Origin of the sequence: Serratia surfactantfaciens, assembly GCF_001642805.2 — a bacterium.
Lineage (GTDB): Bacteria > Pseudomonadota > Gammaproteobacteria > Enterobacterales > Enterobacteriaceae > Serratia > Serratia surfactantfaciens.
This window is the reverse complement of sequence record NZ_CP016948.1, coordinates 4,549,856-4,572,270: the sequence shown is the minus strand read 5'-3', so window position 1 is coordinate 4,572,270 and position 22,415 is coordinate 4,549,856. Positions and strand designations below refer to the sequence as shown.

The 22,415-nt window shown below is 59.2% G+C and carries 25 protein-coding genes; 4 read left to right on the top strand and 21 right to left on the bottom strand.

Annotated elements, in window-relative coordinates:
* Positions 1-46: 46 nt before the first annotated feature.
* Positions 47-646, top strand: a complete 600-nt coding sequence (locus tag ATE40_RS21365) for an HD domain-containing protein (protein WP_063918224.1) — start codon at positions 47-49, stop codon at positions 644-646.
* Here ATE40_RS21365 and ATE40_RS21360 read toward each other — a convergent pair whose 3' ends face one another.
* The 4 genes from ATE40_RS21360 to ATE40_RS21345 form a co-directional block, all read right to left on the bottom strand.
* On the bottom strand, positions 647-2,017 hold the full coding sequence (locus ATE40_RS21360; protein WP_415640706.1) for a carbohydrate porin: 1,371 nt from the start codon (positions 2,015-2,017) through the stop codon (positions 647-649).
* Between the two features lie 147 nt (positions 2,018-2,164).
* Positions 2,165-3,568 carry a glycoside hydrolase family 1 protein gene (locus ATE40_RS21355; RefSeq protein WP_063918225.1) on the bottom strand — a complete coding sequence of 468 codons (1,404 nt, stop codon included), beginning with the start codon at positions 3,566-3,568 and terminating at the stop codon, positions 2,165-2,167.
* 14 nt (positions 3,569-3,582) lie between these two features.
* Positions 3,583-5,451 carry a PTS beta-glucoside transporter subunit IIABC gene (gene bglF / locus ATE40_RS21350; RefSeq protein WP_063918226.1) on the bottom strand — a complete coding sequence of 623 codons (1,869 nt, stop codon included), beginning with the start codon at positions 5,449-5,451 and terminating at the stop codon, positions 3,583-3,585.
* Positions 5,452-5,710: 259 nt separating this feature from the next.
* Positions 5,711-6,469: an SDR family NAD(P)-dependent oxidoreductase gene (locus tag ATE40_RS21345; RefSeq protein ID WP_063918227.1), complete on the bottom strand. Its 759-nt coding sequence runs from the start codon at positions 6,467-6,469 to the stop codon at positions 5,711-5,713.
* 114 nt (positions 6,470-6,583) lie between these two features.
* Here ATE40_RS21345 and ATE40_RS21340 point away from each other — a divergent pair, with 114 nt between their 5' ends.
* Together ATE40_RS21340 and ATE40_RS21335 are read left to right on the top strand one after the other, a co-directional pair.
* Positions 6,584-7,447 (top strand): LysR family transcriptional regulator, encoded by an 864-nt coding sequence (locus ATE40_RS21340; protein WP_019452596.1) that lies wholly within the window; start codon positions 6,584-6,586, stop codon positions 7,445-7,447.
* A 93-nt stretch (positions 7,448-7,540) separates the two neighbouring features.
* A complete protein-coding gene (locus ATE40_RS21335) occupies positions 7,541-8,290 on the top strand; it encodes an NAD-dependent epimerase/dehydratase family protein (RefSeq protein ID WP_025160408.1) in 750 nt (249 codons plus the stop codon).
* A gap of 55 nt (positions 8,291-8,345) precedes the next feature.
* On the opposite strand, the gene ATE40_RS21330 is transcribed toward ATE40_RS21335, so the two are convergent.
* From ATE40_RS21330 to ATE40_RS21295, 8 genes are all read right to left on the bottom strand, one after another.
* The gene (locus ATE40_RS21330; RefSeq protein WP_019452598.1) at positions 8,346-8,582 is read right to left on the bottom strand and encodes a DUF4282 domain-containing protein; all 237 of its coding nucleotides are present in this window, start codon (positions 8,580-8,582) and stop codon (positions 8,346-8,348) included.
* A 193-nt stretch (positions 8,583-8,775) separates the two neighbouring features.
* Positions 8,776-9,942: an MFS transporter gene (locus ATE40_RS21325; protein ID WP_063918228.1), complete on the bottom strand. Its 1,167-nt coding sequence runs from the start codon at positions 9,940-9,942 to the stop codon at positions 8,776-8,778.
* Between the two features lie 233 nt (positions 9,943-10,175).
* The gene (locus tag ATE40_RS21320) at positions 10,176-10,688 is read right to left on the bottom strand and encodes an Mpo1 family 2-hydroxy fatty acid dioxygenase (RefSeq protein ID WP_063918229.1); all 513 of its coding nucleotides are present in this window, start codon (positions 10,686-10,688) and stop codon (positions 10,176-10,178) included.
* Positions 10,689-10,759: 71 nt separating this feature from the next.
* The gene (locus ATE40_RS21315; protein ID WP_019452601.1) at positions 10,760-11,203 is read right to left on the bottom strand and encodes a universal stress protein; all 444 of its coding nucleotides are present in this window, start codon (positions 11,201-11,203) and stop codon (positions 10,760-10,762) included.
* A 21-nt stretch (positions 11,204-11,224) separates the two neighbouring features.
* A complete protein-coding gene (locus tag ATE40_RS21310) occupies positions 11,225-11,998 on the bottom strand; it encodes a siderophore-interacting protein (protein ID WP_063918230.1) in 774 nt (257 codons plus the stop codon).
* Positions 11,979-13,424, bottom strand: coding sequence for an efflux transporter outer membrane subunit (locus tag ATE40_RS21305; protein WP_063918231.1), 1,446 nt, complete (start codon positions 13,422-13,424; stop codon positions 11,979-11,981). The genes ATE40_RS21310 and ATE40_RS21305 overlap by 20 nt, the downstream gene beginning before the upstream one ends.
* The gene (locus ATE40_RS21300; protein ID WP_019452604.1) at positions 13,424-14,464 is read right to left on the bottom strand and encodes an HlyD family secretion protein; all 1,041 of its coding nucleotides are present in this window, start codon (positions 14,462-14,464) and stop codon (positions 13,424-13,426) included. Before ATE40_RS21300 ends, ATE40_RS21305 begins: the two co-directional genes overlap by 1 nt.
* Before the next feature lie 41 nt (positions 14,465-14,505).
* Complete coding sequence (locus ATE40_RS21295) at positions 14,506-16,041, bottom strand: MFS transporter (protein WP_063918232.1); 1,536 nt, start codon at positions 16,039-16,041, stop codon at positions 14,506-14,508.
* Between the two features lie 140 nt (positions 16,042-16,181).
* Between ATE40_RS21295 and ATE40_RS21290 the strand changes: the two genes are divergently transcribed.
* Positions 16,182-17,084 (top strand): LysR family transcriptional regulator, encoded by a 903-nt coding sequence (locus tag ATE40_RS21290; RefSeq protein ID WP_063918233.1) that lies wholly within the window; start codon positions 16,182-16,184, stop codon positions 17,082-17,084.
* Between the two features lie 202 nt (positions 17,085-17,286).
* Here ATE40_RS21290 and ATE40_RS21285 read toward each other — a convergent pair whose 3' ends face one another.
* From ATE40_RS21285 to ATE40_RS21250, 9 genes are all read right to left on the bottom strand, one after another.
* Positions 17,287-18,150, bottom strand: coding sequence for a DUF4942 domain-containing protein (locus ATE40_RS21285; protein WP_063918234.1), 864 nt, complete (start codon positions 18,148-18,150; stop codon positions 17,287-17,289).
* A gap of 113 nt (positions 18,151-18,263) precedes the next feature.
* Positions 18,264-18,584, bottom strand: a complete 321-nt coding sequence (locus tag ATE40_RS21280) for a TA system toxin CbtA family protein (RefSeq protein WP_063918235.1) — start codon at positions 18,582-18,584, stop codon at positions 18,264-18,266.
* A gap of 37 nt (positions 18,585-18,621) precedes the next feature.
* On the bottom strand, positions 18,622-18,954 hold the full coding sequence (locus tag ATE40_RS24420) for a type IV toxin-antitoxin system YeeU family antitoxin (protein WP_063918236.1): 333 nt from the start codon (positions 18,952-18,954) through the stop codon (positions 18,622-18,624).
* 30 nt (positions 18,955-18,984) lie between these two features.
* Complete coding sequence (gene radC, locus ATE40_RS21275) at positions 18,985-19,458, bottom strand: RadC family protein (protein WP_063918237.1); 474 nt, start codon at positions 19,456-19,458, stop codon at positions 18,985-18,987.
* A 70-nt stretch (positions 19,459-19,528) separates the two neighbouring features.
* The gene (locus ATE40_RS21270) at positions 19,529-20,347 is read right to left on the bottom strand and encodes a DUF932 domain-containing protein (RefSeq protein WP_063918238.1); all 819 of its coding nucleotides are present in this window, start codon (positions 20,345-20,347) and stop codon (positions 19,529-19,531) included.
* Between the two features lie 100 nt (positions 20,348-20,447).
* Positions 20,448-20,660, bottom strand: a complete 213-nt coding sequence (locus tag ATE40_RS21265; protein ID WP_063918239.1) for a hypothetical protein — start codon at positions 20,658-20,660, stop codon at positions 20,448-20,450.
* An 81-nt stretch (positions 20,661-20,741) separates the two neighbouring features.
* The gene (locus tag ATE40_RS21260; RefSeq protein ID WP_063918240.1) at positions 20,742-21,101 is read right to left on the bottom strand and encodes a hypothetical protein; all 360 of its coding nucleotides are present in this window, start codon (positions 21,099-21,101) and stop codon (positions 20,742-20,744) included.
* A gap of 86 nt (positions 21,102-21,187) precedes the next feature.
* Complete coding sequence (locus tag ATE40_RS21255; RefSeq protein WP_063918241.1) at positions 21,188-21,652, bottom strand: hypothetical protein; 465 nt, start codon at positions 21,650-21,652, stop codon at positions 21,188-21,190.
* Positions 21,653-21,708: 56 nt separating this feature from the next.
* Entirely contained in the window at positions 21,709-22,386 is a 678-nt protein-coding gene (locus tag ATE40_RS21250) for a helix-turn-helix transcriptional regulator (RefSeq protein WP_063918242.1), read from the bottom strand.
* Positions 22,387-22,415 lie beyond the last annotated feature (29 nt).

Genomic DNA, 22,415 nt, shown 5'->3' with positions numbered 1-22,415 from the left:
GTGTGCTACATTTTTTTCATGCAGAGGAAGCCCGGAGGGAAAGGAAATGACGAACACGCTTGCAGAACGCGCGCGCCGCTACGCCACCAAGGCGCATGCGGCCATCGATCAGCGCCGCAAATACACCGACGATCCGTACATCGTCCACCCGCAGGCGGTCATGGAACTGGTGCGTAGCGTGCCGCATACCGAAGAGATGCTGGCGGCCGCCTGGCTGCATGACACGGTGGAAGACACGCCCACCACCCTCGGCGATATCGAAAGCCACTTTGGGCCGCAGGTAGCGGAGCTGGTGCGGATGTTGACCAATGTCAGCCACGCCGAGGACGGCAACCGCTTCGAGCGCAAAAACCGCGATCGGCGCCACAGCGCAAGCGCATCGCCACAGGCCAAAACCATCAAGCTGGCGGATCTGATCGACAACACCCGCTCGCTGCTGGACTACGACAGCCACTTCGCCCAGACCTACCTGATCGAGAAGCAGCGCCTGCTGGAGGTACTGACCGAAGGCGACCCGACGCTGTGGCGCCAGGCCAGCCATATCGTCGAACAGGGGCTGCTCAGACTGCAGCAGCCGCCGCACAACGTGCCGGCCAGCTGGTTCGATCATGCCCGCCGGCGCTACCGCGAGAGCGACGCGGCCTGATCAGAAGGTCACTACCGTTTTCAACGCCGTCACCCAGGCGTCCTGCGTCTCGCTGACGCCCGCCGGGTGATGCCAATACTGCAGGCCCGGCTGCAGCTGCAGCCACGGCGTGACGTTCACCCGATAATAGAGCTCCGCCGTCACCGAATGGCCCGGTACCGGCCGGTAGTTCGGATCGTGATAATCACTGACGCCGTTGAGTTGGTTGAGATAGCGCTGATTGTCTTTATAGCGATCGCTCAGCTTCACTACCGAGACACCCAGCCCCAGCCAGTCGTCCGGCCGCGCATCGAACAGCCCGCGGTAACGGATGCCGGTCGAGGTGGACCAGTGCAGGTAGTTGCTGCGCTGATCCCCCAGCCCCAGGCTGTAAAACACGCTCAGACCGCGGTTGGCATCATCCGCATGGCGCGTCACCTGCTGGTTGAAACCGGTGTACAGGAACCAGGTGCGATCGTGGCTGCGATAGCCCTGCGGATCGCTGGCGCCCGGCCCGCCGGATACCCCTTCATAGAGATCGCTCTGGCGCGCGTTGGTGAACAGCACGCCCAGGTTATACACCCCCGGCAGCTGGTTGACGGCGTGGGTTTTCAGCTCCAGCTCCATCGGCAACAGAAAGCCTTTGCTGCCCTTGGTGGACCAACTCCAGGCGTGGCTGCGGCTGGGGGCGCTCGGGTTCTGTTCCATCACGCCGCCCTTGAGCGTCAGGCCGTCGGTCAGCTTGTACTGCAGCGTGGTGCCCCAGTAATGCACGTTCCAGTTGTACCAGGTCAACGAGTTGGCGGACTTGCCGCCGCACAGCGTCAGCGTTTGGAAGTCGCAGGGGATGATCTGATCGAAATCCTGCACCTTGTTCATCATGCCAATGCGCCACTGCAACCGGCTGTCGAGGAAGGAACGGCTGAAGGTCAACCAGCCCAGGCGGGTAATCGACTGCCCGCCAAAGCTCTCCTGCGACAGATCGGTCAGGCCGACGCGCGGATCCTGCAGCCGATCGCGGGTCAGGCTGTTGTCATGGTTGCGGTTGACGATATTGCCTTCGATCGCCGCGTCCGGAATGCCGGTCAGCGCCTGCAGATCCTGGCTGAAGGTCAGCGAAAATTGGTCGATGTACGACGCCTGCTTATCGTGGTTGTAACCGCCGCCGGCGTTATACGACAGCTGGCTGAGGTAACCGAGATTATAGTGGAAACCGTGATCCTCCAGGATCGGCCTGATCCCCAGCATATCCCCCAATAGCCCAGGCTGCGGCGGTTCAAAACCGAGCGCCACCCCTTCCCATTTGGCGGTGGGGGCTTCGACGTCCTTGCCGGTCTGCAGCGTTTCCGCCTGCGCCTGGCTGCACCACAGCGCCAGCGCCGCCAGAGTCATAGAACGAGGTAATAAGCTTTTCATCATTATTATATTTCTCCGCATAACGGCTGACTGCGGGCAACAGCATTCCCTGGGAGAGAATTTCCCATCATGAACAGCAGCGAATAAAGGTTAATGCCCGGCGTTTGCCGCCGGGCTGAAGGGCTAGAGTCGGTCTTTCAGGCTGGCGCCGTTGCTGTGGATCACATCGCGATACCAGTAGAAACTCTTCTTGCGGCGACGCTCGAGGCTACCGTTGCCGGCATCGTCTCTGTCGACGTGAATGAAGCCGTAACGCTTCGACATTTCGGCCTTCGAGGCGCTGACCAGATCGATCGGCCCCCAGCTGGTATAGCCCATCACCTCGACGCCGTCATCGATCGCCTCGGCCACCTGCACCAGATGATCATTCAGGTAGTTGATGCGGTAATCGTCGTTGATGCTGCCGTCGGCCTCGACGCGGTCTTTGGCGCCCAGCCCGTTCTCAACGATAAACAACGGCTTCTGATAGCGGTCGTACAACACGTTGAGCAGGTAGCGCAGCCCGATCGGATCGATTTGCCACCCCCACTCCGAGCTGGCCAGGTGCGGATTCGGCACCATGTCGAGAATGTTGCCGCGCGCCGTTTCGTACTGCTCCGGATCGGCGGTTACGCAGCCGCTCATGTAGTAGCTGAACGAGATGAAATCGATGGTTTCACGCAGCGTTTGCCGGTCTTCGTTGGTGATCTCCACCTGGATGCCGTTTTCGCGGAAGAATCGCTGCATATAGGCCGGGTAATAGCCGCGCGCCTGCACGTCGCCGAAGAACAGCCAGTCGCGGTTTTGGCGCTGGGTTTCCAGCAGATCTTCCGGCCTGCAGCTCAGCGGATACAGGATGCCGCCCAACAGCATGTTGCCGATTTTGCCCTCCGGCACGATCTCGTGACAGGCCTTCACCGCTTTGGCGCTGGCCACCAGCTGATGGTGGATCGCCTGATAGATGGCGCTCCGGTCGCTCTCCGGCGGCAAGCCGACGCCGGTGAAGGGCGCGTGCAGCGACATGTTGATCTCATTGAAGGTCAGCCAGTGTTTGACCTTGTGCTTATAGCGTTCGAATACGGTGCGCGCATAGCGCTCGAAGAAAGCGATGGTCCGGCGATCGCCCCAACCGCCGTAATTCTTCACCAGGCCGTAAGGCATCTCATAGTGCGACAGCGTGATCAGCGGCTGGATGCCATACTTCGCCATCTCGTCGAACAGCCGATCGTAAAACGCCAGCCCGGCCTCGTTAGGGGTCTCTTCATCGCCCTGCGGGAAAATGCGCGTCCAGGCGATCGAGGTGCGCAGGCACTTGAAACCCATTTCGGCGAACAGCGCGATGTCTTCCGGATAGCGATGATAGAAATCGATCGCCACGTCCTTGATGCCGCTGTCGCCCGGCATGCGCGGCGTGATGGCGCCGAAAATACCCTGCGGCTGCAGATCGGAGGTCGACAGCCCCTTGCCGTCGGCCTGATATGCGCCTTCTACCTGGTTCGCCGCTACCGCGCCGCCCCACAGAAAATGTTGCGGAAACTTGCCGTTCATCGCTTGCTCCTCAATTAACGTAATAAAGTCAGCAGCGGCGCCTGTTCCTGCACCGGAGACAGGCCGCTGGTCAACACGTCCACGTAGTCATCGCTGTTGCTGATGATGATCGGCGTGGTGGTGTCATAGCCGGCGGCATGGATCGCCGCCTGGTCGAACTCGATCAGCAGATCGCCCGGGGCGATCCGTTCGCCTTCCCGCACGTGGGCAGTGAAATGCGCCCCGTCGAGCTTCACGGTATCGATGCCGACGTGGATGAGAATCTCCGCACCGTCGTCCGATTCGATACCGATGGCGTGTTTGGTTTTGAACAGCGACGCCACGCTGCCGCTCACCGGCGCCACTACGCGCCCCTGCTGCGGCGCAATCGCCACGCCTTTCCCCAGCAGACCGCTGGCGAAGGTGGCGTCGTTCACCTGCTCCAGCGGCACGATATCGCCGGCGATCGGGCTGAGGATCGCCTGTTTGCGGTTGAGCGGTGAAGCGGCTTCAGGCTGCGCGACGGCCTCTTCCGCCGGCGCGACGCCGAACAGATAGCTGGCCAGCGCGGCGAACACGAACGACAGCAGGGTGCCGCCGATCGCGCCCCACACCGTGGCGTCGATGCCGCCGCCGGGGATGATCTGCGCGAAGGTGAACACGCTCACCAGGCCAAACGAGTAAACCGAAGTATGGAAGTAGCCGATCACCGCGCCGCCCAGCGCGCCGCCGATGCAACCGAAGATGAACGGGCGCTTGTTCGGCAAGGTGACGCCGTACACCGCTGGCTCGGTGATGCCGAAAATGCCGGCGCCGATCGCCGACGCGGACAGCGCCCGCAGCTTGGCGTCACGGGTGCGCAGCATCACGCCCAGCGTGGCGCCGACCTGCCCCATCACCGCCGGCAGCAGCAGCGGCACCATGGTGTCACGCCCCAGCACGCTCAGGTTGTTGATCATCAACGGCACCAGCCCCCAATGCAGGCCGAAGATCACGCACACCTGCCACATCGCGCCCATAAAGGCGCCGGCAATGATCGGGTTGAAGGCGTAAATGCTCTGATAACCGTTGGCCAGCAGATGGCTGAGCCAGGTCGCCGCCGGGCCGATCAACAGGAAGGTCAGCGGCACGGTGATCGCCAGACACAGCAGCGGCGTGATGAAATTGCGCAGCGCGCTGTGGATCACCCGGTTGAACAGCGGCTCCAGGCGGCAGGACACCCAGGCCGCAAAGATGATCGGAATCACCGACGAGCTGTAGTTGATGAAGGTCAACGGAATGCCGAAGAAGTATTCGCGCACCGCGCCCGGCTGCTGCGCCGCCTCGAAGGCCGCCATCATCAGCGGGTGCGTCAGCGCGCCGCCGATCGCCATGGTGACGAACGGGTTGCCGCCGAATTTTTTCCCGGCGGTATAGCCGAGCATGATCGGGAAGAAGTAGAACAGCGCGTCGCTGGCGGCGAACAGCATTTTGAAGGTGCCGCCGCTTTCCAGCAGCCAACCGCAGGCCAGGCTCAGCGCCAGGAACCCTTTCAGGATCCCCGAAGCGGCCATCACCCCGAGCAACGGGGTGAAAATGCCGGAGACCAGATCGATAAAGCGGCTGAGCAGGTTATCCTTCTTGCCGTCCGCCTCGCCGCCATTCGGCGCGCCTTCGGTCAGCCCACCGACCCGGTTGACCGCATCGAACACCTCCGCGACGTGGTTGCCCACCACCACCTGGAACTGGCCGCCGCTCTCCACCACCATGATAACGCCGGGGTTTTTCTTCAGCGCCTCGGCATTGGCATGGCTGTCGTCACGCAGCTTGAAACGCAGGCGAGTGGCGCAGTGCACCAGACTTTTCACATTGTCGCGGCCACCGACGCCGGCCAAAATCTCACTGGCTAATGTGTCATATTTCATACGGTTATCCTTAGACTTCACGTTCTGCCGAGCCCGCCCTGCGCTGGCCTGGCGCAGGGCCGAAATGCGGCGCAAAAAAAAACCTAAACCTCGCGGCCTCTGCCCCATCGAGGGACAAAAACGCGAGGTTTAGGTTTTGCCTGCCGCAGCAGTAACAACCCTAAATCGGTTGAGTTATGACGTTACCACCGCGGATTTTGCCGGGGCAAGGCTTTGCGGCGGCAAATTCTCGAACTGTGATCGTGGGGGCAAAACGGCCTCAATGCGCGAAATAATGCATGCCGCCATCTACCGGGATCACTGCGCCGGTGATATATCGCGCGAGCGGGGAACAAAGAAACGCCGCCAGATAGGCCATATCTTCCGGCTCGCCGAAGTAGCCTATCGGGATATGTTGCGCAATGAACGCCTGGCGCGCTTCATCGGATGCGTATAAGCGCTCGCGGATCTGTTCGCTGTTAATGCGCCCCGGCTGTAACGTATTGACGGTAATCCCCTGCGCAGCCACGTCGCCGGCCAGCCCCTTGGCCCACAGATGCAGCGCGCCCTTGGCGGCGCTGGCGGCGCTCAGGCTGCGCGGCTCCATCGAGCCGCTGATGTTGATAACCCTCCCCCAGCCCTGTGCCTGCATGGCCGGCAACAGCGCCTGAGTCAACCGCCGGGCCGGCGTGAAGTTCAAAGCGAAAGCCTCTTCCCAACCGCGATCGCTTTCGTCCAGCGCCGTGGGGTGAAATGCGCCGACCGCGTTGATCAGAATATCGACGGTCCCCAGCTGACGCAGCGCCTGCGCCGCCAGTTGGGTTAACGCTTCGGGGTCGGTAACGTCTGCAACGGCGACCCACGGGCGCACAGCGCCTTGCCGTTCCACCTCATCCGCCAAGGCCTGCAGCCGATCGCCGCGTCGCGCAGTGGCCACTACCGTGACCCCTTGAGCGGCCAGCACCCTGACCATGCCGGCACCGATCCCTTCGCTGGCTCCCGTGACCAATGCCGTGCGTTGCTGTAATTGCAAATTCATAAGAAAACCTAATTGAATAATTCAATTTAAAAGGATGTGTTCGCACATTGAATCACGACGCTATCCGTGTGAATATTCCTGAAAACCGCATCGTTAATGTGCAGGAATTCACCGATGTTTGACTGGCAGGATTTAAAACACTTCGTGGCATTGGCGCGCACCGGTTCGCTGTCGGCGGCGGCGCGGGAATTGGGCTGCGATCACGCCACCGTCGGGCGGCGCGTAGCAGCGCTGGAACAGGCGCTCGGCCTGCGTTTGATCGTACGTCACCCGCGCAGCACCCCGCTGACCCAGGACGGGCTGGCCATCGCCGGACTGGCGGCCGGGATCGACGCGCAGAGCCAGGCCATTATCCGCCATGCGCGCAGCGCCGGCGCAACGCCACAGGCCAGCGTGCGCATCAGCGCGCCGCCGTCGATCGCCGCGCATATTCTCGCGCCGCGCATTGCCGAATTTAATCAGGCTTTCCCACAAATCGTCGTGACGCTGGCGGGTGAATCCGCGCTCGCGGAGCTGGATCGCGGCGAAGCGGACATCGCCGTGCGCATGGTGCGCCCACAGCAGCCGGAGCTGCTGGCACAGCGTATCGGCATGATGCGCTACGCGCTGTACGCCGCGCCTGAGCATGCCGCACTGCCCGACGCGGCGCGCCGCTTTCTCGCCTATGACCCTCACTACCGACAGCAGCCGCATCAACAATGGTTGCAGCAGCTGTTACAGGGGCGGCCGGTGGTCTTTCAGGCCAGCGATCTGTTTTCACTGCAACAAGCGGCACGTTCAGGGTTGGGTGCCGCCGTTTTGCCGACGTTTGTCGCCGATAACGATCCGGATCTGGTGCCGTTGCCCACGGCGAGCGCCGCGCCAACGCGCGAGCTTTGGCTGGTGACGTATCCCGATTTGGCGCGTACCGCCGCCGTGCGCGCAGTGATGACTTTCCTGGTCGAGACGCTCGGTAAAACGTGCCCATTGCCGGCATAAACCATCAGCGCAACTAATATAAATACTGGACAAAAGTCACGCAGGGGATTATTACTGGTCAACGCTTAATCGAGAGTAGGGATGACCATCATCATGGTGTTGCGTACTGATGTAGGACGGATTTTGATTACCGGCGCCGGCGGCCGGGTCGCCACGGCGTTTCGTCAGGCCATGGGCGATCGCTACGCGCTGCGCCTGGCGGAACGCGACATCAGCCTGCTGAGCGATCGGCTGCCAGGCGATGAGATCATCAGCTTCAACATTGCCGATCTCGACGCCTGCCGCGCAGCCTGCGCCAACATCGACACCGTATTGCACCTGGCCGCCGATCCGGCTCCCGACGCCGATTTTTGCAGTTCGTTGATGGACAACAACATTCTCGGCACCTTCAATATCTTCCGCGCGGCGAAAGATGCCGGCTGCCGCCGGGTAGTGTTCGCCAGCAGCGCACAGGCGGTGGAAGGTTATCCGCTCGATTACCAAATCCGCCCGGATGACGCGCCGAAACCGAAAAACCTGTACGGCGCCAGCAAGGCATTCGGCGAAGGCATCGCCGCCTATTTCGCCCACCAGGAGGGGCTTTCCGCCCTGTCGGTGCGCATCGCCAACTTCACGGCCCTGAGCCCGGGCGATCGCCTCAGCGCCCGCGACATGAGCGCGTTTCTCAGCCATCGCGACGCCGCCGATCTGCTGGAGCGCTGCATTCGTGTCGCAGAGGTGCAATATGCGGTGGTGCACGGGGTTTCCAATAACCGCTACAAACGTTTATCGCTGGAAGAGACCAGCCGTTTGCTCGGTTACTACCCGCAGGACGATGCGTTCAGCCTGCTCGGTTTCGAGTAGCAGGCGGCAAGGGGGAGAGAACAACGCCGGGCAGAACCCGGCGCCTGGCGGGAAATTACGGTTTTTCGGCGATTTTGCGCAGATATTCGTTATTTTTAAACGCAATGATGATCATCTCGAACGCCACGCGCACGAACACGCCGCCGACGATGATGCCGAACAGTCCGCGGAAGAACTCGCCGTAAAACATCATGCCAATACCGCTGATCAACACGCCCAACAGCGCCAGCCAGTAAACGGCGGTGATGATTTTTGGCGTCAGCATCGCATCGAAGAAGAAGATATTTCTCATGTGGATCTTTCCTTAGGCAGGTCTTTCATTATCCCAGAGGTGCCGTGCTAGCGGCCACCATGCATATACATGGGTAATGATAGCGGCTAAGACTAGATGCCGAACAGATAAATGGGGGCGGGAGTGGATAAGCGTTTATGTTTTATGCGGCTAACGGCGTGCGACGGGTAAAACCCGCCGCACGCTGTCGTTTTTAGCCGTTGGCGTAGGCCACCTTTTCGGCTCGGCGGCTGGTAAACAGCACCAACAGCAGCGCCAGCCCGGCGATAATCGCCCCCATCACCGGCACGAAGCTGTATCCCAGCCCGGCGGAGACCACCGCGCCGCCGGCGGCGGCACCGAGCGCATTGCCCAGGTTGAAAGCGCCGATATTGACCGAAGACGACAGGCCCGGTGCTTCGCTGGCGACGCGCATCACACGCATCTGCAGCGGCGGCACCACGGCGAAGGTCGCCGCCCCCCAAATCACCATGCTGACCGCCGCGCCGATTTCACTGCGCGCCAGCAACGGGATCAGCAGCATGATGGCCGCCAGCAACAGCAGGAAGCCTTTCAGCGTCGCGCTTTCGGAGCGGTCAGCAAATTTGCCGCCGAGGTAATTGCCGATGGAGAAACCAACGCCGATCAATACCAGCATCACCGTCACGAACAACGGCGTCGCCTCAGTGATGTGCTGCAATACCGGCGAGATATAGGTATAGAGCGTGAACATCGCGCCCGCGCCCAGCACGGTGGTCAGCAGCGCGGTCAATACCTGCGGCCGCACCAGCACCGACAGTTCGCGTTTCACATCGGGCCGCGCCCCGGCGCTGCCTTGCGGCAACGAGAACCACAGCCCCAGCATGGCTACCACGCCTAACCCTGCGGTAGCCAGGAACGACATGCGCCAGCCGATGGTTTCACCCAGCCAGGTCGCGGCCGGCACCCCGCCGATATTGGCGATGGTCAGGCCCATAAACATGGTCGCCACGGCGCTGGCCTGTTTCTCCTTCGGCACCACGCTGGCGGCCACCACCGACCCGAGGCCAAAGAAAGCGCCGTGGTTCAGGCTGGTGATGATGCGCGACAGCATCAGGGTGGTGTAATCCGGCGCGAGGGCCGACAGCACGTTACCGAGGGTAAAGATCGCCATCAGGAAGATCAGCGCGCTTCTGCGCGCCCGGTGCGACAGCAGCAGCGTCATCAAGGGTGCGCCGACCATCACGCCAACAGCGTAGGCGCTGATCAACATGCCGGCCATCGGAATGGAAACGTCCACCCCTTTGGCGATGGTTGGCAGCAACCCCATGGGGGAAAACTCGGTGGTGCCGATACCGAACGCCCCCACCGCCAGGGCTAACAAGGGATAATTCACTTTCATGCAACAACTCCGGTTTACCGCTGCCGAAGCGCGGGAACAGTTAAGATGCCGAAAGTATGACATTGGTCACAGCAAAGATAAGCCGGCGGAAGGCTAAAAGACTTTTGCGATTTTGTTAAAAGTGCGGCGGGAAGGGAAGGCTATCGGCATCCGTCACCCGGACGGGGATAAGGCATGGCGGCCCGAGTATCGGGCCGGAAGACGTCTGTCATGAGCGTGGAATCAACGCCACCTCAGGCCCTCCCGCGGCGCACCTTGCCCGCACGCATTTCGATATTCCGCGCCAGCTCAGGCAGCCCGCCGGCCAGGAAGCAGGCTTCCGCCAGCACGAACAGCGGGCCGATGATAAGGCCCGCCACGTCGTCCATAAACGCCGGTTTTCGCCCCTCCCAGAAATGCCCGACGAACTGAAACAGCCAGCCGATCACGAAACCGCCGAGGCTGACGCTCAGCCACGCCGCCGTCGACAGCGACGCCACCCAGGCGCCGAACCCGAGGCACAGCACCAGCAACGCCAACATCATGACGCCAAGACGCAGATTCAGCCGCAGGTAATAGAGCGCCGAGACGATAACCAGCGCGCAGGCCGGCGAGAACGGCAGCCATCCCGCCCCCCATGCCGGCCGAGAGAGCAGCGCCAACAGGCTGACGACGATCAGCGGGATGCCGATAAAATGTGTGGCGATATTGCGCGCATCGCGATGATAGGCGGCATAAGCGGCAAGTTGATCTTCCAGACTTCGCATGTTGACCTCCGGTATGTGTGGCCTTCGTCGCCGAACGCGCGCCGCCGCATGCGGCTGCCCTTCCCCATAGCTTAGCGCGGGATCACCAATACCGGTTGACCAATCTCATCCAGCAGGCCGCGCGTGACCGAGGCGTTCAGCCAGCGCTCCAACGAAGACAGGTGGCGGTGCGAGATGATCAACAGATCGCAGTTGAACAGCGCCATCTGCTCCGGGATCACCTCGATGGGCGCCCCGGCAGCCAGCAGGCCCTGGGCGTTGAAGCCCATCTGTTTCAACGCCCGCGTCACCTGCCCGACCTGCTTTTCCGCCAGCGCCTCTTCGCGCTGGGCGGCGGGATATTCTTCGCGCTCGTCGCTGTCGAAACGCAGGCCGCTGCGGCTAAGCGTGAAGGCATTGTCCACCACCGTCAGCACGATCACGCCGCCGATGCTGCCTTGCAGACGCGCCATAAACTCCAGGGCGTTGCCGCTGTGTTCAAAGCAGTCCACCGCCAATAACACTCTCTCAATCATAACCATCCTCATTCGACCGAGTTAAATCGCGCCCTTGAAATTGGCTTCGCCCTTTTTCCAATAACCTTTGGCAAACAAGGCGGCGCGGGAGATGCCCATTTCGTTGATAAAACGCGCCTTCAGATACGCAGCGACCTGGTGTTCGCAGGCCAGCCACACCTGCCCTTCCCCGGCCGGCAGTTCGCAGTGGCTGACGGCCTGCACCAGCGGGCTGTTCATCACGCTGTCAAAATGCCGGGTGCGTATTTGCCAGCTGTTCACCTGCAAAAAGGAGCAATCGACGTCCTGGATCTCCTGCGCATCGCCCACTTCGGCGAACCACAGCACCGGCAACGGATCGGACAGCGAGGCGAGGATGGTGCGCATGGCAGGCAACGCGGTCTCATCGCCCAGCAACAAAAGCCAGCGGGTTTGCGGCAGCAGCCGAAAGCCACCGGAGCAAGGGCCGGCGAACCCCAGCTTGTCGCCCGGCATCGCGTCGCGCGCCCAGTTCGACGCCGGGCCTTCGCCGTGCAGCACCATGTCGATATCGAAGGTGCGGGCGAGTTTATCGATGCCGCTCAGGGTGTAAGCCCGCCCGGCCAGCGTGTCGCGCCACGGAAAGAACACCTTGACCCAGCTGGCCGGCTCCTGCGCGCGCGGAGCGGCGATAAACTTGTCCACATCGTCGCCGCTCAACGTGATGCGCCTGATCCGCGCGCTAACTTGCCGCACCGCGCTCACCCGCGCCTCCCGTTTGCGGCGGGTATCTCTTTCCAGCATCTCGTCGACCATCTTATTCAGCGTGTTGTGCATCAGCCTTCTCCTGTGGCGCCGCAGACGGGTAGGTGAGTTCCCAGCCGCCGCCCAGCGCTCGATAGATATTCACCACGGCGATCGCCGTCTCCTCCTCTGAAACAATTTGCGCGGACTGCAGATCCAGCAGCGCGCGCTGCGTGCTCAGAACGTGGATAAAATCGCTGGCGCCGTTCAGATAGCTGTCGCGCGCCAGCGCAAACGCGTGCCGGTTGGCGGCCAGCGCCTCGGCCAGGTACGTCTGGCGGCGCTGTTGGGCGCGATAGCCGGAAAGCGCGTCGTCGATCTCGTGCCAGGCGCGCAGCACCGTTTGCTGGTAGGCGATGGCCATTTCCTGCTGGCGATATTCGCTCAGGCGTACCCGCTGGGTGATTTTCCCTCCGTCGAACAACGGCAGATACAAAACGGGGCCGATGGCGAAGGTATGCGTGGACCAGCTGCCCATATCCGACAAGGCCAATGCCTGGTAGCCCGCGTTGCCGGTCAGCGTAATGCGTGGGTAGTAGTCGGCGGTGGCGACGCCTATCTCGGCGGTGGCCTGATGCAAACGCTCCGCCGCTTCGCGAATATCCGGCCTGCGCAGCGCCAGATCCGACGGCACCCCCATCGGCACCGCGCGCGCCAGCGTCGGCAGCGGCCCCGGCGGCGACAACATCGCCTTCAGCGCGCCCGGCCGCTCGCCCAGCAACAGGCCGATGGCGTTGATCAAGCGTTCCTGCCGATCGGCCAACGTCGGCAGCAGAGCATCCACCTGCGCCAACTGCACCTGCGCCTGATCGATATCCAGTTCGTTGCCCGCGCCGCTTTGATAACGGCTTTGCGTCAGCTGCAGCGTGCGCAGCGCGGTGGCGCGGTTTTCCTGCGCCACAGCCAGCTGCTGCTGCGTGGCGCGCAGGCGCAGATAGTTGCTCGCCACCTCCGCCGTCACCGACGTCAGCAGTGCGCGCCGATTCTCCTGCGAAGCGGCGAAGCCGGCGCGCGCGCTTTCCGACGCGCGGCGCAGCTTGCCCCACATGTCCAGCTCCCAGGCGGCGCTGAAGCCGCCGCGCCAGAGGTTATAATCCGCCTCTCCGCCGTTGCCGGACGGATCCATGCTGCCCACCGAGGTAGCGCGCTGGCGCTGATAAGCGCCGTCCAGGCTCAGATCCGGCATCAGCGCCGCCTCCGTCACCCCCAGCAGGGCGCGGCTCTGCTGCAGGCGCGCCGTGGCGAGCTGCAGATCCAGGTTACCGGCCGCCACGCGCTGCGCCAGCTGCGACAGCGGCGCATCGTTGAATATCGACCACCAGGCCACCGGCAATGCCCCGCCGCCGGCCTGCTGACCCCAGCTCTCGGGCAATGTGTTCTGTGGCTGAGCATAATCCGGCCCCACCGCCCGGCAGCCGCTCAGCGCAATCAGCAAGAGCGGTATCACGGCTCTGTTCATTACAGCCCCCCGTCCAGCGTATTGATGCTGACGTCCGCAGACATGCCGACGCGCAGCGCGCTCAGCAAAGCGGCGTGCTCCTTGTTGATATCAAACACAATCTTCACCGGGATGCGCTGGACGATCTTGGTGAAGTTACCGGTGGCGTTTTCCGGCGCCACGGCCGAGAAACTGACGCCGGAAGCTGGCGCGATGCTGTCCACCTGCCCTTTCAGCGTTTGGCCGGGAAAGGTATCGATATGGATGTCTACCGACTGCCCGTGCGCAATGTTTTCCAACTGGGTTTCCTGGTAGTTGGCGATGATGTACAGCTTGTCCTGCGGCACGATGGCCAGCAGCGCATCGCCCGGTTTGACGAACTCCCCGACCCGCAGGCTTTTCTTGCCGACCACGCCGCCGATAGGCGCGGTGATGCGGGTATAAGACAGGTTCAGTTCGGCCATCGCTTTCTTCGCCTGCGCCAACATCAGTTCGGCATCGCTGTCCGCCAGCTTGGCCTGCAGCACCTGCTCCATATTTTTCGCCGCTTTGAGCGTCGCCTCCGCCTGCGCCACATTGGCGGAAAGCGTGTGCACCCGCGTCGTCGCCTGCTGCGCCGCCTGCTGCGAACCCGCGCCGCTGCTGGCCATTCGCTGGTAGCGGTTCTGCTCCTGGCGCGCAAACGCCAGCTCCGCCTGCGCCGCCTGCCGCTCCGCCTGCGCGGCGGCGATCAGCGCACTCTGCCGGGTGAGGTTAGCCCTGGCGTCGTCCTGCCGGGCGCGGGCCGATTGCTCCTGCGCCGTCGCCTGCGCCAGGGCAACGTTGAACTCACGCGGGTCGATCACCGCCAGCAACTCCCCCTGCTTGACCCACTGGTTGTCCTTGACCAACACCTGTGCAATTTCACCGGCGATCTGCGGAGAAATACGCGAAATATCGGCGCGAATATAGGCATCGTTGGTGTGTTGCTGTGTATCTTTAATAAAGAATTTATTGATTAATAATCCCAGCGTAATGGCGGCGACCGCCAATACGGCAATGGCGACTTTCTTATTAGCCATAAAAGTGACTCCATATAATAGGTATTTCTGATGATGAAATGTCAGGCGGCGACCGATCGCGGCGGATAAATACGGGTCGGCATAAATAAAATCAGCGCGGTCAGTAATAACGCCAGGCCGGCAACCAACAGATAAAGATCGGCGCTGGCCAGCACGTGGCTCTGCCGGGCGGCGAGCTGCGCCAGCTGTTCCGCACCGCCCGATGCGCTACTGTAGGCCGAGCCGAAACCGTCGGCGATCGTGCCGGCGTGATAATCCCCGCGCTGGCGGCTGAGCAACGCGATGGCGCCGCCGGCTGCGGTGGCCGCGAAGCCTTTCACCGCGTTGAACCAGGCCGCCGCAAACGGCCCGTCGGTCGGCAACAGCCCACCGGTCGCCTGCATCAGCAACGGGATGATCGCCATCGGTTGAGCGACCGCCTGCAACAGCGCGATGACGCGGAACGTGTCGCCATTCCATTCCGGCGTCAGCTGAGCCGCCAGCACGCAGGCGGTGGCCATCAACAGCAGGCTGATCGCCAGCACCCAGCGGCAATCCACCCGCGGCGTATTGCAAATTATGGCGACGATCGGCAGCGTAATTAATTGCGGCAACGCCACCCACAGCATTAAGTCGGAAGTTTGTTCCTGACGATAACCCTGAATCGCGGCTAAATATCCCGACGTGATATTAACCAGCGACACCATAATTAACAGCACGCCCCCCAGCGTAATTAAGGAGAAAGACAAATTCCTTTTGCTTAATAGCTGTAAATTAAAAAAGGGCAGCGGGTGGTACCATTCGTTAATCAGAAATAACGCCAATAATCCGCCGCCGCCCAATAATAAAACGTAGATCAGCGGCGAATTCAGCCAGTCGAGCCGCTCCCCCTGTGAAATGCCCACCGTCAGCATGCCGAGCGCCATGCCGCCGAGCAGCAGGCCGCGCCAGTTGAACTGCCGCAGGCGCTCCAGCCGCAGCGGATCCTGTGGCAGACCGTAGCCGATGCACAAGGCGGCGATCGCCATCAGCGGCAGGTTCCAGTAGAAATACCCGCTCCAGCCCCAGTGGAAGGCGAAGGCGGCGGCGGTGGCGCCCAGCGTGGCGCTCCAGGCCGAGACCCAGCCGTAGGCGCCCAGCCCCAGCACCTTGATCAGCGGCGGCATAAAACGCAGCACCACCGTCATCAGCATCGGCGGCAACGCGCCGCCGGCGAAGCCCTGCAGGCTGCGCACCGCCAACAGCGCGCCATACTGTTCTCCCAGCCAGGGCATCAGCAGCCCGCCGGCCAGATAAATGCCGCACATCGTCAACGCCACCCGGCGCAGCGAAAAAGTCGGCCAAAAACAGGGCGTGAACCCGGAACCGATCACAAAACCGGTGACGTAACAGGTAGTCAGCCAGCTGCCGGCATCGAAGCTCAGCAGCATGCCGCCCTGTATGTCCGCCAGCGCGAACTTGCTGGCGTTTTCCCCCACGCCGCTGGCCATCACCGCCAAAAACACGCCGAACAGCCCCAGCCAGGTGCGGCCGTTGATTTCACCGGCGCTGGCGAGCCATCGATTTTTGTGGTGCGGCGTAACAGACACCTCAACCATTCCCTACTCCTGCTGTTTCAGCCTCAATCTTTGTTGTCGTGGGCAGTATCCGGACTTATTTCGATTGTTTAAAATGAAATCATGTAATTAACTAGTTGCACAAAACGCAATCCAGTACGCACGTCACGACCGGAGAGGCCATGCCGCAAAAAATTGATTTCAATCTGATCTATGCGCTGAATCTGCTGCTGGAAGAAGGGAGCGTGAGCGGCGCCGCCGAAAAGATGAACCTGAGCGCGCCGGCAATGAGCCGCATTCTGGGGCGCATCCGCCGGCAGTTCGACGATCCGATCATGGTCAGGGCCGGCAAGCATCTGGTGCCGACGCCGCGCGCGCTGGAATTGAAACGCCAGCTCGGCGAGATCATCGAACAGGCCGCCGCGCTGATCGCACCGAATGATGCGTTCGAACCCGGCAGGCTGACCAGAACCTTCACCATTCGCGCCAACGACATCTTTATCGGCGCGCTGGCGGGCGGATTGCTGGAGACGCTGCGGGAATCGGCGCCGCTGAGCGGCCTGAAATTCATCGCCGAAAGCGACGGCGAGGATGACGCGCTGCGCAGCGGCAAAGTGGATCTGGTGATCGGTTCCTCACGCGACTGGCACCCGGAAATCAAGACGCAGAGCCTGTTCACCAGCACCTTTCAGGCGCTGGTGCGGCCGGGGCACCCGATCATCGGCCGGGTAACACCCGAAACCCTGACCCATTACCCGCATATCAGCGTCTCCCGCCGCGGGCGCACGCAGGGGCCGATCGACGATGCGCTGCGCGATCTCGGCCTGCAGCGCAACGTCGCTCTGACCCTGCCGGGCTTCCATTCAGCGATGATGCTGACCATGAAATCGGACTTCATCCTGCCGCTGCCGCGCCACGTGCTGCAGGGGGTGAGCAACATCCACCTGCCATTGGCGGAGATCGAGCTGCCGCTCGAGTTGGAGTCGGTGTTTATCGTCCAGGCCTGGCACCCGCGCCTGGATCGCGACCCGGCGCACCGCTGGCTGCGGCAGACCATCAAGCAGTTCTTTTTGCAGCGGGAGTGAGGGGGTTATTGGCGATCACAGGAGTCGCATAAGAGCATCAATCACATGATAAAAAAGGAATTATTTAATATGGATAATTGAGTAACCCCCACAAGTACCCCCAAATACTTTTGCTTGCAATTTTCTGTAAGAAAAACAAGCAGAAAGTGGTTTGTGTGCCCTGTATACTTTACTCCATTTTCGACGCTGCAAACAGGCTCAGTTACCGAGTTAAAACGATATAGAGAGCACACTCTTCCCGAGCTAACATTCCTGGATAGTGCTTTGCCACGATATCGTTCATCTTCTCTACCAAGTCCAGACGCTTGAATATCACATGTGCTGTACCTTTCTGAAAATAGCGAATACTAAAGAGATCATCCTCGTAACTCTGCAGACGAGGGTTATCTCGAACATGCTCCATTAGACGCACTGATATATCCCCACGATTGTCAGGGATAGGCTTACTATCCAACAGATGCAACATTCTTTCCAAATCAATTAATTGGTCGCGTCTCCAGCCCCAGGTCAAACTGAATCCCCAGCGATTGTGACTCACCAGATTACTGATAATGACCTTCCTACCGAAACTGCAGGGGCTATTGGTTTTGTAATCCCAGGACAGTCCCCTAAACACATTAAGGATTCCTCGCTCGAACACCTCAGCCTTGCTCTGATTTAACTGTTCAAAAGTACTAAGAATGTTGGCTTCACTAATGGCTGGTAGATCACCTTCCTCCAGACTCTCGTACCACTGGTCGCGAGCTTGCGCATCCATCAGCGATAGCATTCCGGATTTGAGCATTAAGTCACGCCAGAGACTGCGATCAATATTACGTGTGACCGCTGGCATGGCTTTCTCTGGTTTTTCAGTTAGCCAACTGCCATAGCGGTGCCCGAACTTCATCGCCCAATCTTCTGCCGTCCCCCCACCGATTTCGGCAGTCAGACGCGAAATAGAATCCACCTGACTAATCAATTGCTTTATCTGCGTTAATGCAGAATTACGCCCAGCAACAAGGCGCTCAATGCTAGTTGAGTTGATCAGTTCGGTATGTTCTGTAATTAAGTCAGGTTCTTTTTGCATGATTATTCGTCCATAAAAGCAAACACGCCTGCCGAGAGTAGCAGGCGCATTATGCGATGAATAAAAAGAGTGGAAAGTGCAGAGGTAAAAATCAGGAATGAGGCTCGAAAAATTTACGTATTCATCAGCCCGGTGGCACGCCTAGCTCTGAGAATATCGGTAGCGGTAAGGAATGGCGTCTGCTCCTGCCACGTAAACCCCTTGCGGTCAGTGCGTACCAATTCATAGCGTTCCACCAGGAAATTCACCGCATCAGCAAGTGTAATGCCAGCTTCAATATGCTCCTGGATGGCCGCATCTTCATGGAAAGGAGTATCGTTAAGCGTCAGACCGTAATGATGTTCCAGCAGATACGTTAACAGTTGCTGCCAGACCTGTACGGGCGACAGGCGTGACGCAACCGGCACCGAGGCCGGTACAGATGAAATGTGCATGAGTTGAAGTCCTGATAAAAGAAGAATTGAGAGGGTGTTACTTGGTAGCTGACTGAGAATAAATAGCAATGTAAACGTAGCCGTAACTACCACGGGTATCAGCTATGCAGGTCAAACCCGCAAGCTGGCTGGTTACTTGATGTTGCTGGTGTGGATTTAGCTCACCGGAGCTGAGCATAGTTTCCAGTTGCTCTATAAATAGCGGGAAAGCCTGATCCAGCCCCTGAAGCTGTTCTGGTGTAAAACTCCCATTCAAACTGGCCCTGTCAGCCAAGTAATGTAGGCGATTACCCTCCTGAACCAGCCTTGCGCCAAACCGTGGGGTGATATTGCTTTGTAGTCCCCATTCATGGGATGGTGTTAATGACATGAAAACCTCCCTGGTTTTATATTATCCAGTTCACAACAAGCCTCGCTCGGCAAAAGAAACGACATCGCTGCCCCCAACCACAAGATGATCCAGCACGCGCACTTCCACCAGTGCCAACGCTTTTACGATCCGCTGAGTGATATATTTGTCCTGCTGGCTGATTTCCATCGTACCCGATGGATGGTTATGCGCCAGAATCACTGCAGCAGCGTTGTGGCGCAAAGCCGCTTTCACCAGCTCACGGGGATGTACTTCGGTATGGCTGATGGAGCCCATAAACAACGTTTCGTGCCCCAACAGGCAATGCTGGTTATCAAGGTACATTACGAGAAATACTTCCCGCTCTTGGCTAGCCAACTGTAATTGCACCCAGCTTTTAGCAAAACTAGTGGCAGTAAACTGTTCACCCGGCTGGCGCTGATATTTCTCCAGCAAGCTCAGAGCTCGCCGGATAACGCGCTGCTCGTTTGCAGGGAATACGGGAGATAGATGAAGTGCAGACATATCAGTTCCTTAAAATATAAAGCCCCGCCGGTTTATCGACAGGGCTTGAAGGGAGTGAGGATTAAAAGATTCATGAAGCAAGCTGCAGCATATTCTCGGCCATCACCCACAGAGCACGATTGAGCTTCACATCCCCGTCGATACCTTTGACGGCGCGAGTATGAGCATGCTTACCTTTGGTCGTTCGCCCCGACAGCCCGCCTTTAATCAGGTTTTCCTGAATTCGCTGGTACGTGGTCCAGAGATCGTTGCTCTCGTCCTGCCAACGACGTGGGGAAAGGATCTGCGATTCCGTCACCGGTTGATGTTCTTCACCAAAGCGATAGGTTAATGCCGCTTTCGCCATCACCTGTTGAGCCGGTGGTGGTAACATCATTGATTGCATGGCATCGCGCTTCTCTTCCACTCGATCAAATATCCCCAGTACTTCGTAAGCCCCTTCAATCACTTTCTCCACCACATTGCCTTTATGCGGCACGCGCACCTCACCAAAACTCTCACCGCAAATCAGTCCATTTTGGCAAACCGATCTAAATAGACCTGGCAGCATCTGGTATGAACTTGAACCATCATGGCTGTTAAGCAGAATAATTTCCGGCACTTGCTTGCCGGTAATTTGGCCTTCGCGGCGCAGACGCAGCATGTGTTTGGTATGCTCTCGCTTGCTCTGATCGCGCACGCGGGTCTGGCAAGCAAAGAACGGCTGAAAACCTTCACGTTTTAGGTTATCAAGCAGGGTAATCGTCGGGATGTAGGTATAGCGTTCACTGCGGGATGCATGCTTTTCTTCGCTGAATACGCTCGGTACATAGTGCGCCAGTTCATCACGGGTTAGTGGTCGGTCACGGCGAACGAGGTTTACCGCTCCGAAGCGGCTGGCTAATTTCATGACAATTTCCTTAGATTTTAGGGCATAAAACAAAAAAACCTGCTCCGTGAGGAGACAGGGGCGATGTGTAGGTTCAGTGGTCGTTGCAGCAGACGGCGGCTCAGTAGTTGTCCAGAATCCGTAATATCTGCGCCATCAGGGCCGTTATCAGCGCAGTCACCAGCAGCGTGACTGCTTCTCTGGCTGCATCTATGCTGTCGTCATCGTGACCGGCCTGACGGAATCGGATTTCAATAAACTGCCGGGCCTGCTGTCCGCCGTACCAGGTCAGAACCTGACCTAGAGCGGTTACCAGCATTTTCAGAAAAATCATAGGGTCTGCTCCGGGCTGCCTGACGGCAGCCCGTTGGTGATGTGATGTCCTTTATGGAGGGAGATGAAACAGAGAGACTACTCAGTTATAGGTGTAACGCCACGCCCCTTTGTCGGTGGTGACTACCACTTCCGAAGCCACGCAATCATTATAAAAATTCACTTTGACAGACTGCCCGTAGCGCAGAGTGATCGGCAGAATGGTTTCCTTGTTAGCGGAGGACATAAACTTTTTGTTGTCGATGCGACAATTACCCCGATTAACGTCAATATTTTCAACTTTCACACTGTCATCCAGCGAGGTGACCACTACTGTGGCATAGCGTGTTCCGGCAGGATGAACATAATCACTGGTCTCCACTCTTATTGGGGAAGTTGGCTCGGCCAACGCCGGAGCAGACAGTAAAAACAGTGCGGGTATCAACCATTGTTTGATTTTCACAGCGTATTCCTTTCAAGAGTAACGTATCGCCGGAACACGAATATCATCATTCGTTACCAGCAACAGACAGTAAATACAGGTATAAATCAGAGTGAAGCTTTTGCCACACAGCCGTGTGTGCCAAACTCAGGCAGCACCTTCGCCGCCCCGGCTAGCGTGAAGATGGCTGGCTTAACCCCCTCACCGGATACCGAGACCTGTTTGCCGTTACGCAACTGTGTCCAGGCCAGCACCAGGTTATTACTGCCGACACGACTGTCAGACTCACTGATGTCAATGGGCTCTCCACCGTCAATTCTGACCTGAAGGTTTTTATCCTCATCCATACTGACTTCATGCCCATTAGCGTCCGTAAATATGACCGTGGCCGGCTGTGAACCATAATTCTCACAGGATAGATATAACTGCGACTGACCTTTCCCCTTGATAACAAACTCTGATACGCCTTGGCCCCAACCACTGGACCAGGTGTCCTTATTTCCGAAAGCCTGCGCCATGACCGGAACCAGGCCACAGACCAGTACCAACACGCTGAGTGATGATTTATTCATGGATGCATTCCTTTTGTGAGTAAAAACAAGTTGTCCTGACGGACGGGAATTCGGGCTTATTCCGTGATGAGCCCGCTGATATATTGATAATGCGGCAGGGCCTGAATGAACCTCGGGTCTTGAAAAATGCGAGTGATATGGCTGTTTCGCACAAAACCGCTGAGGGTCATCACCACATCGGTGATGGCTGAAAGGGTGAATACCTGAATGCGATCTTTCGATACGGCCACCAGGTACCACTCCCCGTCCAGACAGATAAGCTGGTAAGGGGCCACAGCAGATTGCTGATGACCCTGATGCAGAAAGTGAATACGGCGGTTACGGATGATGGCCTGAACGATGACCTGGAAACCGCCAAACAACGCAGGTGCCTGACGTGGTGGGGCATTCCAGATGATACAGGGGGAATCCTGACCGCTGTCGAGCAACACCGATAGCAGTCTGGGATCCAGAGTAGGAAAGTAATGCGCCACGCTGGTTATCCGGGCAAAGCGGAGAATGTCGCTGTTGGTGCGAAAGGGACCTCGAGCATCCAGAAGCCGGAAGCTTCCACTGGAATATTCGGTGTCGAGATAACGCAGGCGCTCACGCAGGTCGCGCTGAACGGTACGCTCAGAGACGCCAAACTCCTGAGCCAGTTGTCTGACGCTTAGTGATTCGCCCATAAAGAGGCGACTTACCAGTATGGCGAGACGGCTGGCCAACCGATCATAGCGGTGTCCCTGTTCAGGCATGGTGTGTGCTCCCAGCAGAAAATATTGGT